We start from the raw sequence: 15,923 nt of genomic DNA, 5'->3' as shown, positions 1-15,923 counted from the left end.
CACCGGTCGCGGCGGGCCCCCGCCCGTCTCAGCCGGCCGGGGGCCCGGCGGCCGAGGGCCGGTCGTGGCCGCGCTGGTTGAAGCGGTCGGCGGCCTTGTCGTTGAGCGCGCTCAGGGCACGGCGCAGCCGGGGCACGGGCCCGGCGGGCGGGGTGTCGAGGGTGTGGCCCTCGACGGTCTCGCTCCGCCCGCCGTCGGGGCGCGGCAGGGTGCGGGCGAAGACCGACAGGAGACGGGTGGTGGTCGCCGGGGCGAGTCCGTGGGCGGTCGCGGCGAGCCGGGCGGCGGGGGTCAGGACGATACGGGGCCGGCGGCGCTCGATGCCGGAGACGATGCGTTCGGCGGCCCGCTCCGCGTCCATGGAGACCAGGGGCGCGCCCGCGAGCGCGGAGAACCAGGCGAATTCCCGCTCGGCGGCTCCGGCGAAGCGGGCGTGCAGGTGGGAGCCGGTGCGCATCAGTCCGGGGTGGACGGCGGTCACCGTGACGCCGCGCGATGTCTCCTCCGCGCGCAGGCCCTCCGCCAGCGCCGCCACGGCCGACTTGGCGCACGAGTACGGCAGGAGGTGTGGGACGGCGACCAGACCGCCGACGGAACCGATGAGCGCCAGCCGCCCGCCGGCCCGGCTGCGCCGCAGGTGCGGCAGGGCCTCGGCCGCGGTGTTGAGCGCCCCCTCGAAGATCGTGGACATGGCGTCCCGGAAGCCTTGGGTGCCCACCGATTCCCAGGGCGCCACCTGGATGACACCCGCGTTGGCGATGGTGAGGTCCACGCTTCCGTGCCGGGCGGCGACCTCGGCGAAGAGGTCCCGTACGGCGGCCTGGTCGCGTACGTCGCAGACCGCGCCGTGGACGCGGTCCGCCGGGCCGGTCCCGGTGAGGATCGACTCGGCGTCGGCCAGTTCCGCCGCGTCCCTGGCCGCGATGGTGACGGTGGCCCCGCGTGCCAGCAGCTGACGTGCCATGAGCAGGCCCAGACCGCGGGAGCCGCCGGTGACCACGGCGGACAGCCCGTCAAAGGGGCGGTGGTGGGGTGCGGGGCGTTGCATGGGGGCTCCTTCTCCCGTGCGCTCCCGTGCGGCGGGCTCTCCCGCGCGACGGGAGCCGTGTGATCGTCCGAGGAAGTGGTCACGGGTGCAGAAGGATTTTCAGCACGCCGTCGGTCTTCTTCTGGAACAGCTCGTAGGCCTGTGGTGCCTCGTCGAGGGGGAGGTGGTGGGTGGCGAAGGTGTCGACGCCGAGGACGTCCTCGTCGGTGAGGAGCGGGAGGATCTCGTCCGTCCAGCGGCGGACGTTGGCCTGGCCCATCCGGAGCTGGATCTGCTTGTCGAAGAGGGTGAGCATGGGCATCGGGTCGGTCATGCCGCCGTACACACCGCTGATGGAGATGGTGCCGCCGCGGCGCACCAGGGCGATGGCCAGGTGGAGGGCGCTCATGCGGTCCACGCCGGCCTTGTGCATGAGCTTCTCCGCCCAGCGTGGCGGCATCAGACCGGCGGCCTGCTGGGCGAGCCGGCCGGCGGGGCTGCCGTGGGCCTCGGTGCCCACCGCGTCGACGACCGCGTCGGGGCCCCGGCCGTCGGTGAGGTCACGGACGGCGGTCAGGAGGTCGCTCTCGTGGTCGAAGTCCTCCAGGTCGAAGACGTCGAAGCCGTCGCGGCGTGCCCGCTCCAGCCGGTCGGGCACGTGATCGATGCCGATCACCCGCCCGGCACCCAGGTGCCGGGCGACCCTGCAGGCCATCGTCCCGATGGGGCCGAGCCCGAGGACCGCGATGCTGCCGCCCGGCTCCACACCGGCGTACCGCACGGCCTGCCAGGCCGTGGGCAGGACGTCGGAGAGGTAGACGAACCGGTCGTCGCTCGGCCCGTGCGGCACCTTGATCGGGCCGAACTGTGCCTGCGGCACCCGGAGGTATTCGGCCTGGGCGCCGGGTACGGCACCGTAGAGCTTGGTGTAGCCGAACAGCTGGGCGCCCATGCCGTGTTCGCGGACCTGGGTGGTCTCGCACTGGGTGGGGAGGCCGCCCCCGCACATCACACAGCTGCCGCAGGCGATCTGGAAGGGGACCACGACCCGGTCGCCGGGCGACAGGCCCGGCACCTGGGATCCGGTCTCTTCCACGATGCCCATCGGCTCGTGGCCGAGGATGTCGCCGGGCGTCATGAACGGGGTGAGCACCTCGTACAAGTGCAGGTCGGAGCCGCACAACCCGGTCGAGGTGATACGGATGACGGCGTCGGTGGGTTCTTGGATCACGGGGTCCGGGACCTGGTCGATCCGGACGTCGCGCTTGCCGTGCCAGACGGTGGCCCGCACTGCGGATCATCTCCTTCGGGGGGCGGCGGGGAACGGGGAGGGCGGCGTCGGCGGGCGGCCGCGGCTCCTCAGCCGGTGAGCGGCGGGCGGTCCCAGTGGCGGTGGGCGGCGACGGCCTCGGCAAAGGCCCTCGGGAAGTCCCCGTTCGCGTCGTCGCAGGTCACCACGCCGCGGTCGGCGACGGACTCGCCCGCCTCCGATGCCGTCCGCAGGTCGTCCGGGAGCAGCGCGGCCAGGTCCCGTACGGCGGAGCCGGTCGCGCCGATCGCCTTGCCGTGCCGGTAGGCGTCCCGGATGAAGCGGCGTGCGGTGTCGGCGTGGAGGGGGGTGGGGTCGAGTCCTCCGGCGGGCAGCAGCACGGCGTCGTACAGCACCGACGCGACGGTGGGCAGCGCCCGGTCGACTTCGGTTTCGGTGCCGTCGGCGGCGGTGACCGTGCCGTCCTGCGGGGCGATGAGTTCGACGATGGCGCCCTGCGCGGTCAGGGCGGCCCGTACCGCGGCCGCCTGGCCGGCGTCGACACCGTCGGAGACGAGGACGGCGATCTGGCGGGTGCTGATGGAGGGGGCGCCCTGGTTGTTCTCGAAGCTCAGTGCCGGCGAGGGGGCCGGGCGGGGGGTGTCGGGTGCCTGTCGCGGCGGGGCCACGCCCACGCCGGCCGCGACGGCCACGGCGAGGTCGTGGTCGACGTGGGCGAGCTGCTCGACGGTGCGGGCCCGTACCTCCTTGGCCGACACCTTGCCCAGCTCGAAGCGGAACGCGTCGATGATGTGCTGCTTCTCCCAGTCGGCCATGCTGTGCCAGAACAGCGCGGGCTGGGTGTAGTGGTCGTCGAAGCTCGGGCTGCGCCGGCGGATCTTGGTGCCGTCGACGCGTTCCGTCAGATGGCGGTAGGCCGCCGGATCGCCGGTGGCGAGCGCCGGGCATCCGCCGCCCAGCGAGTTGGGGCTGTAGTTCGTGCCCCGGTGGATCTTCCCCTGGTGGTAGCCGTCGCGCTGGTTGGTGCGCACGGGCGCCACCGGCCGGTTGACGGGGATCTGGGCGAAGTTCGGTCCGCCGAGCCGGATCAGCTGGGTGTCGAGGTAGGAGAAGTTGCGGGCCTGGAGCAGCGGGTCGTTGGTGAAGTCGATGCCCGGCACCACGTTCGCCGTGTGGAAGGCGACCTGTTCGGTCTCGGCGAAGAAGTTGTCGGGGTTGCGGTTCAGAACCATCCGGCCGATCGGCCGGACGGGTACCAGCTCCTCCGGGATGATCTTGGTGGCGTCGAGGAGGTCGAAGTCGAAGGAGTGCTCGTCCTCCTCCGGTACGAGCTGCACCCCCAGCTCCCACTCCGGGAAGTCCCCCGCTTCGATCGTGTCCCACAGATCACGGCGGTTGAAGTCCGGGTCGCGGCCCTGCGTCTCCTGTGCCTCGTCCCAGACGAGGCTGTGCACGCCGAGCTTCGGCTTCCAGTGGAACTTCACGAACGTGCCCTTCCCGTCCGCGTTCACGAACCGGAAGGTGTGCACTCCGAAGCCCTGCATCATGCGGTAGCTGCGCGGGATGGCCCGGTCGGACATCAGCCACATGATGGTGTGGAGCGTCTCCGGCTGCAGGGAGACGAAGTCCCAGAGGGTGTCGTGCGCGGAGGCGCCGGTGGGGATCTCGTTGTGCGGCTCGGGCTTCACGGCGTGGACGAAGTCCGGGAACTTGATGCCGTCCTGGATGAAGAAGACCGGGAAGTTGTTCCCGACGAGGTCGTAGTTGCCTTCCGAGGTGTAGAACTTCGTCGCGAAGCCGCGGACGTCCCGGACGGTGTCGGCGGAGCCGCGCGGGCCCTGCACCGTCGAGAAGCGCACGAAGACCGGTGTCCGGACGGACGGGTCCTGGAGGAAGGCCGCCTTGGTGAACTCCGCGCACGAGGCGTAGGGCTCGAAGTAGCCGTACGCGCCCGCGCCCCGGGCGTGCACCACCCGCTCCGGAATCCGTTCGTGGTCGAAGCGGGTGAGCTTCTCGCGGAAGTGGAAGTCCTCCATCAGGGTGGGACCGCGGTCGCCGGCGCGCAGCGAGTCGTCGGTGTGGTCGACGACCACCCCCTGGTCGGTGGTGAGCGGTCCCCCGGCCGGGTCCTCCGCGCGAAACGCGTCACGCTGCTGCTGCTTCGGGTCAGTCATCGAGTATTCGACCTCTTCCTGCCTGCTCGTTCCGCCGGGCCGTCCCTTGTGTCCTCGTCCCCGCTCGTGCTCATCGGGGCTCCTGCGTACCGAGTGACCAGACAGACGCACTTGAAACACGGCCGTTCGAGGGCCATGTGACAGGTGTGGTCGTCCCGCGTCGGCCGGGGCCGCCCTCGCCGGTGATTCGAGGAACGGCGGCCGGGCGGCTTGGGTATGTTGTCCCGGTGCGGCAGATCGGGGGGTTCACCCTGGAACGGCGGCTGGGGTCCGGGGGCATGGGGGTGGTGTACCTGGCGCGCAGCCCCGCGGGGCGCCGGGTGGCACTGAAGGTGATCCGCCCCGAGTACGCCGACGACCCCCACTTCCGGGCCCGGTTCCGGCGCGAGGTGGCGGCCGCCCGCAAGGTCAGCGGCGCGTTCACGGCGTCCGTGGTGGACGCGGCACCCGACGCCGATCCGCCCTGGCTGGCCACCCAGTACGTGCCCGCCGCGTCGCTGGCCTCGCGGGTACGCTCCGGTGGCCCGCTGCCGGTGGCGGACGTCGTGCGGCTGGCCGGGCAGTTGGCGGAGGCGCTGCGCGACATCCACCGGCAAGGGCTGGTGCACCGGGATCTCAAACCGGGGAACGTGCTGTTGGCGGACGACGGCGCCCGGGTGATCGACTTCGGTATCGCCAAGGCCGTGGCGGAGAGCCGGGCCCTCACCCGCAGCGGCAGCATGGTCGGAACCCCGGCGTTCATGGCGCCCGAGCAGATCGCCGGGCCGCACGGCATCGGTGTGGCGACGGACGTGTTCGCGCTGGGGTCCGTACTGGCCTTCGCGGCCATCGGCCGCAGTCCCTTCGAGGACCCGGCGGCGAACGGCGCGGAGCCGATCGCCGCCGCCTTCGCCGTGGTCCACAAGGAGCCGGACCTGACCGGCGTGCCCGGTCCGTTACGCGGGCTGATCACCCGCTGTCTGGTCAAGGACCCCGCCCGCCGGCCCGGCCTGGACGAGGTGCTGCGCCTGGCCGCCCGCGCCGGGGAGGGCGCGCACGCCCCCGTCCGGTCCGGCCGGGCGCGCGGAGGGCGGTACGCCAGGGCCCTGGCCGCCGCGCTCGCCGTGCTCGCGGCCCTGGTGGTCCAGGGGGACGGCCCGCGATCCGCCGGATCGCCGGGAAACGGCTGCGCCGACGGCTTGCGGATCATCGGGGAGGAGGGCAAGGCGCGCGGCTGTGTCGGACTACTGGCAGGCACCTCGTTGTCGCCGGGGCCCTCGGGCGGCAGCCTGACCCCGGTGCTGGAACGCCTCTCCGCGGAGAACCGGCGGGTCGTCAAGGCGGCCGCACGGCCGGGCGGGCGGCCGTTCGTGTCCATCGTCTATCTGACACCGATCACCGTGGAGTACGACGGCACCAGTGTGATGGAGAGCGTCCGGCACGACCTGGAGGGCGCCTACCTCGCCCAGCGCCGGGCCAACGGCGAGGCGGGGCCCCGGATCAGGGTGCTGTTCGCCCAGACCGGTGGCACCGCCGAGCAGCGCGAGTACACCGTCGGCCGGGTGCTGGACCGTCAGCGTGCGGAGCGGATCGTGGCGGCGGTCGGCCTGGGCGGCAGCACGGCCTCCAGCCAGGACATGATCGGCAGTCTGACGGCCGGGGGCCTCCCCGCCTTCGGGTCGGTGCTCACGGCCGACTCCTGGGCGGGCACACCCGGCCTGGTGCGCATCGCGCCCGCCAACGCCGACCAGGCCTCCGCCGCCGTACGGTTCCTGTCCTCGGGCGCGAACGCCGGCGCCGGTGTCCTGCTCGTCCAGGACGTCGCCGCGGGGGACCAGTACACCAGCACTCTGGCCACGCAGTTCCGTGCCCGCGTACCGGCCGAGCGGCTGGTCGGCGACGGACCGAAGCTGTTCGACTCCTCCCGGCCCGGTCTGGCCGGTGTCTTCCGCGCCCAGCTCGCCGGGCTGTGCGCCGCGGGGCCGGACATCGTCTATTTCGCGGGGCGCGGCACCTCCCTCCCCGCCTTCCTGACCGCGCTCGCCGACCGCCCGTGCCGGAACCGGCCGCTGACGGTGTTCTCGGGAGACGACACCACGCAGATCACGCGCACCGACGGCTTCGGCCCGAAGGAGCTGGCCACGGTACTGCGCACGGGCCGGATCGGCCTTCTCTACACCGGGCTGGCCCACCCGGGGGCCTGGTCGGTGTCCCCCGGGGCGTTCGCCCCCGAGGCCGTCGCCCCGTTCCGCGACGGCACCTTCGCCACCGCGTTCCCCGGCAGCGACCTCGACGACGGACGGGCGATCATGATGTACGACACCCTGCTGACCGCGACCCAGGCCGTCCGGAGCGCCCCGGCGGTCTCCGACCCGACCGCCACCGACGTCTACCGGACCCTGGCCGCGCTGCGTGCGGGCAAGGGCCTGCCGGGCGCGAGCGGCTGGATCGCCATCGGCGGTGACGGCGGCCCGCGGGACAAGGCCATTCCCGTCATCCGTATCGAGCCGAACGGCCGGACTACCACCGTCGCGGTCACCTCGGCCGACGGAACCCCCTACACCCCCGCCGGGCGGTGAGACAGCGGCGTCGTCTTCATGAAGGCACACGCGTCGCACGCTCCGAACTCCCGCTTCCCGTCCCGCCGTTGGCTCGGTTCGGGGGTTACGGCACTCCCCCGGCCCCGGCCGGAACCCGCCCCGCGAACGGCAGTGGTGTCCGCCTCCGGTAAATCACCCTTCGGCACCCATATACGATCTTGGTCCCCCGCACATGACGAAACCGGGACCAGAGACAAGTCACCGGGAGACAGAGGTATTTATGGTGAGAACCAGGCTCACGCGTTCGATGACCACGTTCGCGGCCACCGTGGCGCTGGTCGCCGGAGGCGCGGTGAGCGCGTCCGCCGGGCAGAACCCCGCCACGCCGGACACGTCCGCGGTGCGGGCCGCGCTGCAACGCGTCGTCGACTCGGGCGCACCGGGCGCGTTCGCCGTGATCCGTGATCACGACAACCCCGGGCTGGACCGGTCGCTGGCCCTCGGCAAGGCCGACCTCGACGGCACGCCCATGAACACCGACTGGCGGTTCCGGGTCGGCAGCAACACCAAGATGTTCACCTCCGTCCTCGTGCTGCGCCTCGCCGAACAGGGCCGCATCGACCTGGACAAGCCTCTGCGCGACTACCTGCCGCAGGGCACCCTTCCGCAGAACTGGCCCATCACCGCACGTCAGGTGATGGAGCACCGCGCCGGGGTGTACGACCACACCAACGCGCTCCTCGAACAGAGCGGCGAGGAAACCACCGACGCCTTCGAAAAGCGCATTCGCGACACCGTCTACGAACCCAAGGACCTCGTGGGCATGTCGGTCGGGCGAGGGTTGCAGTACACCCCGGGTGGCTCGTACGCGTACTCCAACACGGGTTTCGTGCTGATGGGCCTGGCCGTCGAGCACCTCACCGGCCGCCCCTACGCCGACGTGCTGCGCGAGCAGATCCTCACACCGCTGAATTTGCGTCAGACGTCCTTCACCGTGCCGGAGAAGACCATCGCCGGTCCGCACATCACCGGCTATCTGACCCATGACGACCGCCGCAAGCCGCTGCTCGACTCGACGGAGCAGACGGCGTCGTGGATCTGGAGCGCGGGAGGCGTCGTCTCCTCCGCCTCCGACCTCGACCGTTTCCTGACCGCTCTGCTCGCCGGAAGTTCCGGAGGGCTGGTCTCCGACGACTCGCTGCGGCAGATGGCGAGTGTGCTCCCCACTCCCACCGCGAAGGTCGGCTACGGGCTGGGCCTGCGGGAGATCACCCTCTCCTGCGGCAAGGTCCTCGGCCATGGGGGAATCGTCCAGGGCTATCAGACCCAGACCTTCGCCACCCCCGACGGCAAGCGCACCGTCGCCCTCTTCGCCAACGCGTCCAACAACGGTGCTGTCACCCAGAGCCTGACGAACACCCTGGAGCCCGCGTTCTGCGACAAGGCGACCGCGGCCCCCGCGCCACGCCGCTCACTCACTCCCCGGAACGGGAACGGCCATCACTTGGTCCCGGCCGTCGAGGACACCCGTATCTGAGGCCGCGGAGATCACGGGGCCTTTTCGGCCCCGTGCTCGAAGCCGGGACCTCCCGGTACGGGCGGTCCCGCTCCCCCGTCCTCTGCCCCGGATCCCGTCTCCCGGTCCCGTTTGCCGTCGTGGCGACCGGCGCGTTTGATGGAAGGAGAGCCCAGGGCGGGTAGCAGCTCCGGCAGAACCCGGAAGGAGATGCCATCGTGGAGCTCATAGTGCGCCCCGGAAGGGCGGACGACGCCCGGGAGTGCGGTCGGATCTGTTTCGAGGCCTTCTCCGGGATCGCCCGCGAGCACGCGTTCGCCTCCGACATCCCCGGTGCGGAGGAGGCCGCGGGAATGTGCGGGACGCTGCTGAACCACCCCGGCTTCTACAGCGTCGTCGCCGAACTCGACGGCCGGGTCGTGGGCAGCAACTTCCTCGACGAGCGGTCGGCCGTGGCCGGTGTCGGGCCGATCACCGTGGACCCGGACGCTCAGAACAGCGGCGTCGGACGCCGTCTCATGCAGGACGTCATGCGGCGGGCGGCCGAGCGGCGGGCACCCGGCATCCGACTGCTGCAAAGCGCCTACCACACCCGGTCGTTCGCGCTCTACGCCGACCTCGGTTTCGTCTTCCGGGAATCGGTGGCCTGCCTGCAGGGGCCGCCGATCGGAGGAAGCGTGCCCGGGTACGGGGTACGCGCGGCGACGGAGGAGGACCTGCCCGCCTGCGACGAGGTGTGCCGGAAGGTGCACGGGATCGATCGCGGCGGCGAGGTCGCCGACGCCCTCGCGATGGGCACGGCCCGGGTGACCGAGCACGACGGGCGCGTCACCGGCTATGCGAGTGACCTGTCGTTCTTCGCGCACGCGGTCGGTGAGAGCACCGAGGACATACGGGCACTCATCGCCGCGGCTCCCGCCTTCGGCGGCCCCGGCATCCTCGTCCCCGCGAGCGACAGCGGCCTGCTGCGGTGGTGCCTGCGACGCGGTCTCAAGGTGCAGCAGCTCATGAGCCTGATGACCGTCGGGGTGTACAACGAGCCCGACGGGGCGTATCTCCCCTCCGTCCTCTACTGAGCCGCCGAGGACGTCGTCCGGAGACCGATTGCCTACGGCCTGTCCGGCGGATCATGCGGGCGGGCGCTGCGGCGCGTGGCGGACGGGCTGGATTCAGCCCGTCCGGCGATGGAGGACGCGCCCGCAGGGCGGTCAGGCGGTGGTGCCGAGACGGCGGCCCGGCGCGGTGTCCGGGGACGGGTCGCCAGGCGGGATCACCGCGTCCCCGCTCGGCTCCAGGGAGACGGTGCGTGCCGGAGCGGGGATCCTGATGCCCTCGGCGCGGTACCGCTGGTGCAGACGCTTGATGAATTCATGCTTGATGCGGTATTTGTCGCTGTACTCCCCGACCCCGAGGATGACGGTGAAGCCGATCCGGGAGTCCCCGAAGGTGTGAAACCGGACGGCCGGGTCGTGGTCGGACACGGCGCCGGTGATGTCCTTCATCACGCTCTCGACGACCTCGTTGGTCACCCGCTCGACGTGTTCCAGGTCGCTGTCGTAGCCGACGCCCACCTGCACCGTGACGGTCAGCTGCTGTTCGGGCCGGCTGAAGTTGGTCATGTTCGTGCCCGCGAGCTGGGCGTTCGGGATGATGACCAGGTTGTTCGAGAGTTCCTCCACGACCGTGTTGCGCCAGTTGATGTCGCGGACGTAGCCCTCCTCGCCACTGCTGAGCCGTATGTAGTCCCCGGGCTGCACCGTCTTCGAGACGAGGATGTGCACGCCCGCGAAGAGGTTGGCCAGGGTGTCCCGCAGCGCGAGGGCGATCGCCAGACCACCCACGCCGAGAGCGGTGAGCAGGGGCGCGATGGAGACTCCGAGGGTCTCCAGAATGATGAGGAAGCCCATCGCCAGGACGAGGGCGCGGGTGATGTTGACGAATATCGTGGCCGATCCGGCCACGCCGGACCGGGACTGCGTCACGGACCGCACCAGCCCGCTGATCACTCGGGCAGCGGTGAGCGTCGCGGTCAGCATGACGAGGGCCGTCAGCGTCTGGCTGACGATGTGTCCGACCTGCCGGGTCAGCGGGAGGGCGGCTGCCGCCGCCGCGACCCCGGCCGCCACCGCGGACCAGGGGACCAGGGTGCGCAGCACGTCGACGATGATGTCGTCGCCGCTCCACCGGGTTCTGCGGGCCCGTTCACCGAGCCAGCGCAGGATGACCCGCAGTACGAGGGCCACGGCCAGGCCTGCGGCCACCGCGATGCCCGCGGCGATGATGTCATGCAGTGTCAGATCCCGGTTCATCGGCGTGCGCCCTCCGTTCCGTGGAGCCGAGCGACGGTGTCGCACGCTGCCATGAGCCCGGAGTGATGTCTCGTCACCTTGTATGTCCTGCCTGTCCCGAGGGTTTCACCAGTGCGCCGGATCGTGAGGTGACCCGGCGCGAGAAGTCATCCTCCCCCCACCTCCGTCGGGCCGCTCGGCTAGGGTCTGGTGCGAAACGGATGTCGAGGTGAATCGGACCGGCGGAGCGAGGAAGAGGAGCGGCCCCGTGCGCATCGTGGTCACCGAGTTCATGAGCTTGGACGGCGTCGTGCAGGCGCCGGGCGGGCCCGAGGAGGACACCGAGGGCGGCTTCGCCCACGGCGGCTGGTCGCACCCGTTCTTCGATCCGGAGGTGATGGGCGGTGCCTTCGACGACGCGCTGGCCCACGCCGAGGCCCTGCTGTTCGGGCGCCGCACGTGGCAGACGATGGCCGCGGCGTGGCCCGGGCGGGCCGGTGACCCCTTCGCCGACCGGATGAACGCCATCCCGAAGTACGTGGTGTCCAAGACGCTGGGCGACGACGAGCTGACGTGGGATCACACCACCCGCATCCCCGGCGACGAGGCCGTCGCCCGTATCCGCCGGCTGCGTGAGGCAGCCGGTGGTGACCTGGTGGTCATGGGGAGCCCCACGCTCGTCCGCACCCTCCTGCGGGAGAGCCTGGTCGACGAGCTGCGGCTCATGATCGAGCCGGTGCTTCTCGGCGGCGGGAAGACGGTCTTCCCCGATGACGGGGTGCTGCGCACCTTCGAGCTGGTTTCCACGGTCACCAGCGGCACGGGCGTGCAGGTGTGCACGTACCGGCCGGTCACCCGGAGGTAGCTGCCGCCGACGCGCCCGCGGGTGCCCCACCGGCACCCGCCGGCCGGATCCCCTTAGGCGGTGGCGTCGAGGCCGTCGACCAGACGGTCGAGGAACCGGGTGAAGGTGGTGGCGGGGTCCAGGGGACGGCCGGGCGCGGAGAGGGCTTCGGCGAGTTCCGGGTGGTTCCCGTCGGCGGCGACGGTGGCGAGGTAGCGGGCTTCGGCCGCGGCCCGGTCGGGCTGGTCCGCGGCCGCGGACTGGGCGATCTCGTAGCCAACGTGTCCGGTGACGAAACCGGTGAGCTGGCTGAAGACCTCCAGCTTCGCGGCGCCGTCCAGCCGGGAGGGCCGCAGGGCGGCGAGCGCGCGTTCCAGGAAGGCCAGCGCGTTGGGGCCGAGTGTGCGGCGGGTGGACAGCGCGGCGGGGAGCCAGGGGTGCCGCAGCATGAGGGCGCGCTGGAGGTGGCCGATGGCCTTCAGGTCGGTACGCCAGTCGCCGGTCAGGGGATCCGTCGTCGGGAGTTCCCCACTGACGTGGTCGACCATCAGTTCCAGCAGCGTCTCCTTGTCGGGGGCGTAGCTGTAGAGCGACATGACACCGGCCCCGACCCGGGAGGCGACTCGTCGCATGGTGACCGCCTCCAGCCCCTCGGCGTCCGCCAGGGCGACGGCCGCGGCCGTGATCGCCGCACGGCTGAAGGCGGGCTTGCGCCCCCGGCCGGGCCGGCCGGGGTTCAGCCAGAGCTGCTGGGGGTCGACGCCCGTGGCGCCGGCCCCGTCACGACGGGTCATGTTCTTCTCGTCCCTCTCCTGATCGCCAAGGGGTGCGGAGAACATCCAAGCATCCGCTATTCTCGTACGACGTACGGGAATAGCGGAGGGGAAGCCATGCCACCACACGCGCAGGACGTCGTGTCGAAGCCCGACCGGACCGCACCGACGGGGAAACCGCCGTGGGCCGCACGACTGATGCGGGCCACCTGGCGCGGCCTCCCGGCCGGACCGCACGAAGTCGGCTGGGAGCAGGGGCTCGCGGTACCGGGCGCCGACGGCAGCCCCTTGCTGACGGACCACTACTTCCCGCGAACAACGGGTGATTTCCCTACCCTTGTCGTGCGCTCCCCCTACGGCAGGGGCTTGCCGTGGTCACCCATGTACGGGATCCTCTTCGCCGAACAGGGCTTCCACGTGATCCTGCAGAGCTGCCGCGGCACCGGCGGCTCGGGCGGTGCGTTCGCCCCATGGCGCAACGAGGCCGCCGACGGTCACGCCACGGTGGCGTGGCTGCGCGCGCAGCCCTGGTTCGACGGCACCCTGGGCACCGTCGGCCCCAGCTACCTGGGCTACGTCCAGTGGGCACTGGCCCAGGACCCGCCACCGGAGCTGAAGGCGATGGTGGTACAGGCCGGGCTGCACGATCCCCATGCCTTCTTCCACGCGGGCGGCGCGCTCAACCTGGAGAACGCCCTCGTCTCCGGCATCGGCGTGACGTACCTGCACCAGGGGTGGGCACCCATGATGAAGGCGACGCTGCGGCTGCAACGGCGCCTGCGCGGGATCACCACGGCGCCGCCACCACGCGGGGCCTTCGCCTCGGTCTACGGTGACGTGCCCTGGCTGGACGATGCGCTGACCCACCCGGACGCCGATGACGCGCACTGGCACCGCACGTCCATGGGAGAGGCCGCCACGCGACTGGGCGTGCCGACCGGGCTGGTCACCGGGTGGTACGACGCGCTGCTCGACCAGACCCTCGAGCAGTACGGCCGACTGCGCCGGGCCGGATGCGACACCGCCCTGCTCATCGGCCCCTGGACCCATACGTCCGCGTTCCAGAAGGGCTGGCCCGAGGTGTTCGCCGAGAGCCTCGCGTGGCTGCGCGCGCACCTGTGCGACGATCCGTCCGCACTGCGTCCCACTGCGGTGCGCGTGCACGTCGGTGGTGAACAGGCCTGGCGGGACCTCCCCGACTGGCCGCTGTCCCCGGGCACGGTCTCCTGGTACCCCACCCCGGACGGGCATCTCACCGCGCAGCCGCCCACGGACTCCGTACCGCTGGCGACCTTCCGCTACGACCCGGCCGACCCCACCCCTTCCGTGGGCGGCCCGCTGCTCTCCCGGACCGCCGGCCCCCGTGACAACGGGCCGCTGGAGGCACGCGAGGACGTTCTGACGTTCACCGGACCGCCGTTGACCGAGCCGCTGGAGGTTCTCGGCCCGGTCTCCGCACGCCTGCGGATCTCGACGGACACCGGATACGCCGACGTCTTCGCCCGTCTGTGCGACGTCGACTCCCAGGGCCGTTCCACGAATGTCTGCGACGGGCTGGCGCGGCTGCGGACCACCGGGCACTCCCCCTCGGACGTCACCGTGGCCATGAGCGCCACCGCCTACCGTTTTCCCGCCGGTCACCGGATTCGTCTGCAGATCAGCGGGGGTGCCCATCCGCGCTACGCCGCGCACCCCGGCACCGGGGAGCCGGCGGCCGACGCCACCGGCCCCCAGCCGGTACACATCACCCTGCACATGGATTCGGCGTTGCGGCTTCCGCACGGCACGTAGGCCGCGTCCGGCGCCACGGCGTCGAGCGATAATGCGGTCATGAGTTCCACCGCCCACGGTCCGCTCCCCTCCGGGGCGTCGGTGCCGCATCCCGTTTCCGACGCGGTGGCCTACCTGGACGGGCAGTGGGCGGTCGACCGTACGCTCCTCGATCTGGCCACCGGTATCGAGGGGACGTTCCACGGCACGGCCGTGTTCCGGGCGTCCGGTGACGCCGGGTACGTCCTGCACATCGAGGACGGCGAACTGACCTGGAACGGCACCGTCAACCGGGCGGGCCGGACGCTGCGGCTGTACCCCGCACCGGACGGGACCGCCGAGGTGACCTTCGCCGACGGCCGAGCCTTTCACGCCCTGGACCTGCGCACGGGCCACTGGGACGTCCGGCACCCTTGCGCCGCCGACGTCTACGACGGGACGTTCACCGTCGTCTCCCGCGACGAATGGCGGCTGCGCTGGCGCACCACCGGCCCGGCCAAGGACCAGCTCCACCGCTCGGTGTACCGGCGGCGGGGCGCCCTGCGGGCGCGTTCACAGCACAGCAGCCCGTCCGGCGCTTGAGGAGACCACACAGCAGCCCGTCCGGCGCCTGAGGACACCACACAGCAGCCCCTTCGTCGCTTGAGGAGACCGCCGCGCGGCGGTGAGGCGTTCGGGGCCGGTCAGGCGAGGGCGTCGAGCAGCTCACGCTCGCGCTTCGGGCTGAGGCCCGCGCGCCTGGTGCGGTCCAGGCCGCGCTCGCGTTCCCAGCGCAGCGTGTCGGCCAGCAGTTCCGCCCGGGGGCGGTGCCGCAGGCCCGCGGCGCGGGCCGCGGAGCCGTTCCGGGCCGACCACCCTTCCCAGCCGGGCTCGGCCAGCCACATCGGCAGTGATTCGGGGCCCATGTACCCGGCCACGCCGTTCGCGAGCAGCCATGCCCCGTCGGCGGGGGTCACCGGCCCGGTATGCCCGCCGATGTCGCGGGACAGCCGGAGCCAGTCCTCGAAGGGAACGACCGGGCCGACCGCGTCGTAGATGCCGGTGGTCCCCGCCTCGGCGGCGTCGAGCAGCCAGGCGGCGAGGTCCCGCACGTCGACCACCTGCGTCGGCAGGGCCGGCGCGTCCGGCACCAGCATCCGCCCCCGCGGGTCCCGTGCGGCACGGGCCACCCAGTATCCGGAACGGTCGCTGTGATCGCCGGGGCCGCCGATGAGGCCGGCGCGCGCGATGAGCAGCCGGTCGTGGACGACGTCCGTCGACGCCTGCTCACAGGCGGCCTTCGCCTCGCCGTACAGCTCGCGGCCGACCTCATGTCGATCGGTCGGGGCAAGGAGCGCCGCGGACTCGTCCGCGTCCGGCAGGGCGTGGGAGGCGTAGGCACTGACCGAGGAGACGTAGGTCCAGTGTCTTGCCCTGTCACCCAACGCGTCGAGGGCCTCACGAACGAAGCCGGGCTGCCACGACACCTCGAAGACCGCGTCCCAGACACGGTCGAGCAGCGGCTCGTAGGCCGAAGGGGAACGCCGGTCGGCGCTCAACAGTGCTGCTCCGTCGGCGACTTCACCGCTTTCGCCGCGCGCGAGACACGTCACCCGGTGACCGCGCTCGACTGCCTGCCGCGACAACTCCCGTCCCAACCACGCCGTACCACCCAGAACCAAGATTTCCATGCCCGCACTCAAGCACCGCGCGTCCCGGGCACCAACAGGGTTCGCGGAGAGCGGATCTTCGCCCCCGGTGCC

The 15,923-nt window shown here is 71.9% G+C and carries 12 protein-coding genes; 6 read left to right on the top strand and 6 right to left on the bottom strand.

The window, feature by feature from the left end; translation table 11 throughout:
• Positions 1-28 precede the first annotated feature (28 nt).
• From ACZ6MA_RS27775 to ACZ6MA_RS27765, 3 genes are all read right to left on the bottom strand, one after another.
• Positions 29-1,048 carry an SDR family NAD(P)-dependent oxidoreductase gene (locus ACZ6MA_RS27775; protein ID WP_469436889.1) on the bottom strand — a complete coding sequence of 340 codons (1,020 nt, stop codon included), beginning with the start codon at positions 1,046-1,048 and terminating at the stop codon, positions 29-31.
• A gap of 79 nt (positions 1,049-1,127) precedes the next feature.
• Positions 1,128-2,318 carry a zinc-dependent alcohol dehydrogenase gene (locus ACZ6MA_RS27770; RefSeq protein WP_469436887.1) on the bottom strand — a complete coding sequence of 397 codons (1,191 nt, stop codon included), beginning with the start codon at positions 2,316-2,318 and terminating at the stop codon, positions 1,128-1,130.
• Between the two features lie 68 nt (positions 2,319-2,386).
• Entirely contained in the window at positions 2,387-4,471 is a 2,085-nt protein-coding gene (locus ACZ6MA_RS27765) for a catalase (RefSeq protein ID WP_469436886.1), read from the bottom strand.
• Positions 4,472-4,698: 227 nt separating this feature from the next.
• On the opposite strand from ACZ6MA_RS27765, the gene ACZ6MA_RS27760 reads away from it, so the two are divergent.
• The 3 genes from ACZ6MA_RS27760 to ACZ6MA_RS27750 all read left to right on the top strand — a co-directional run bounded on the left by ACZ6MA_RS27760 (position 4,699) and on the right by ACZ6MA_RS27750 (position 9,582).
• Positions 4,699-7,029, top strand: a complete 2,331-nt coding sequence (locus tag ACZ6MA_RS27760; protein WP_469436884.1) for a protein kinase domain-containing protein — start codon at positions 4,699-4,701, stop codon at positions 7,027-7,029.
• A 268-nt stretch (positions 7,030-7,297) separates the two neighbouring features.
• Complete coding sequence (locus ACZ6MA_RS27755; protein ID WP_469436883.1) at positions 7,298-8,527, top strand: serine hydrolase domain-containing protein; 1,230 nt, start codon at positions 7,298-7,300, stop codon at positions 8,525-8,527.
• Between the two features lie 197 nt (positions 8,528-8,724).
• A complete protein-coding gene (locus tag ACZ6MA_RS27750) occupies positions 8,725-9,582 on the top strand; it encodes a GNAT family N-acetyltransferase (RefSeq protein ID WP_469436881.1) in 858 nt (285 codons plus the stop codon).
• 132 nt (positions 9,583-9,714) lie between these two features.
• Here the strand turns inward: ACZ6MA_RS27750 and ACZ6MA_RS27745 are convergent, their stop codons facing one another.
• Entirely contained in the window at positions 9,715-10,815 is a 1,101-nt protein-coding gene (locus ACZ6MA_RS27745; RefSeq protein WP_469436879.1) for a mechanosensitive ion channel family protein, read from the bottom strand.
• 247 nt (positions 10,816-11,062) lie between these two features.
• Between ACZ6MA_RS27745 and ACZ6MA_RS27740 the strand changes: the two genes are divergently transcribed.
• The gene (locus ACZ6MA_RS27740; RefSeq protein WP_469436878.1) at positions 11,063-11,659 is read left to right on the top strand and encodes a dihydrofolate reductase family protein; all 597 of its coding nucleotides are present in this window, start codon (positions 11,063-11,065) and stop codon (positions 11,657-11,659) included.
• A 53-nt stretch (positions 11,660-11,712) separates the two neighbouring features.
• On the opposite strand, the gene ACZ6MA_RS27735 is transcribed toward ACZ6MA_RS27740, so the two are convergent.
• Positions 11,713-12,432: a TetR/AcrR family transcriptional regulator C-terminal domain-containing protein gene (locus ACZ6MA_RS27735; RefSeq protein ID WP_469437074.1), complete on the bottom strand. Its 720-nt coding sequence runs from the start codon at positions 12,430-12,432 to the stop codon at positions 11,713-11,715.
• A gap of 177 nt (positions 12,433-12,609) precedes the next feature.
• On the opposite strand from ACZ6MA_RS27735, the gene ACZ6MA_RS27730 reads away from it, so the two are divergent.
• Complete coding sequence (locus tag ACZ6MA_RS27730; protein WP_469437072.1) at positions 12,610-14,202, top strand: CocE/NonD family hydrolase; 1,593 nt, start codon at positions 12,610-12,612, stop codon at positions 14,200-14,202.
• Between the two features lie 39 nt (positions 14,203-14,241).
• Complete coding sequence (locus ACZ6MA_RS27725; protein WP_469436876.1) at positions 14,242-14,763, top strand: DUF6314 family protein; 522 nt, start codon at positions 14,242-14,244, stop codon at positions 14,761-14,763.
• 101 nt (positions 14,764-14,864) lie between these two features.
• On the opposite strand, the gene ACZ6MA_RS27720 is transcribed toward ACZ6MA_RS27725, so the two are convergent.
• Positions 14,865-15,851: a Rossmann-fold NAD(P)-binding domain-containing protein gene (locus ACZ6MA_RS27720; protein WP_469436874.1), complete on the bottom strand. Its 987-nt coding sequence runs from the start codon at positions 15,849-15,851 to the stop codon at positions 14,865-14,867.
• Between the last annotated feature and the right edge of the window lie 72 nt (positions 15,852-15,923).

It is taken from the genome of Streptomyces sp. NPDC042259, assembly GCF_055582085.1.
Note: the sequence above shows the minus strand (reverse complement) of the source record. Positions and strands in the feature narration are given on the sequence as shown.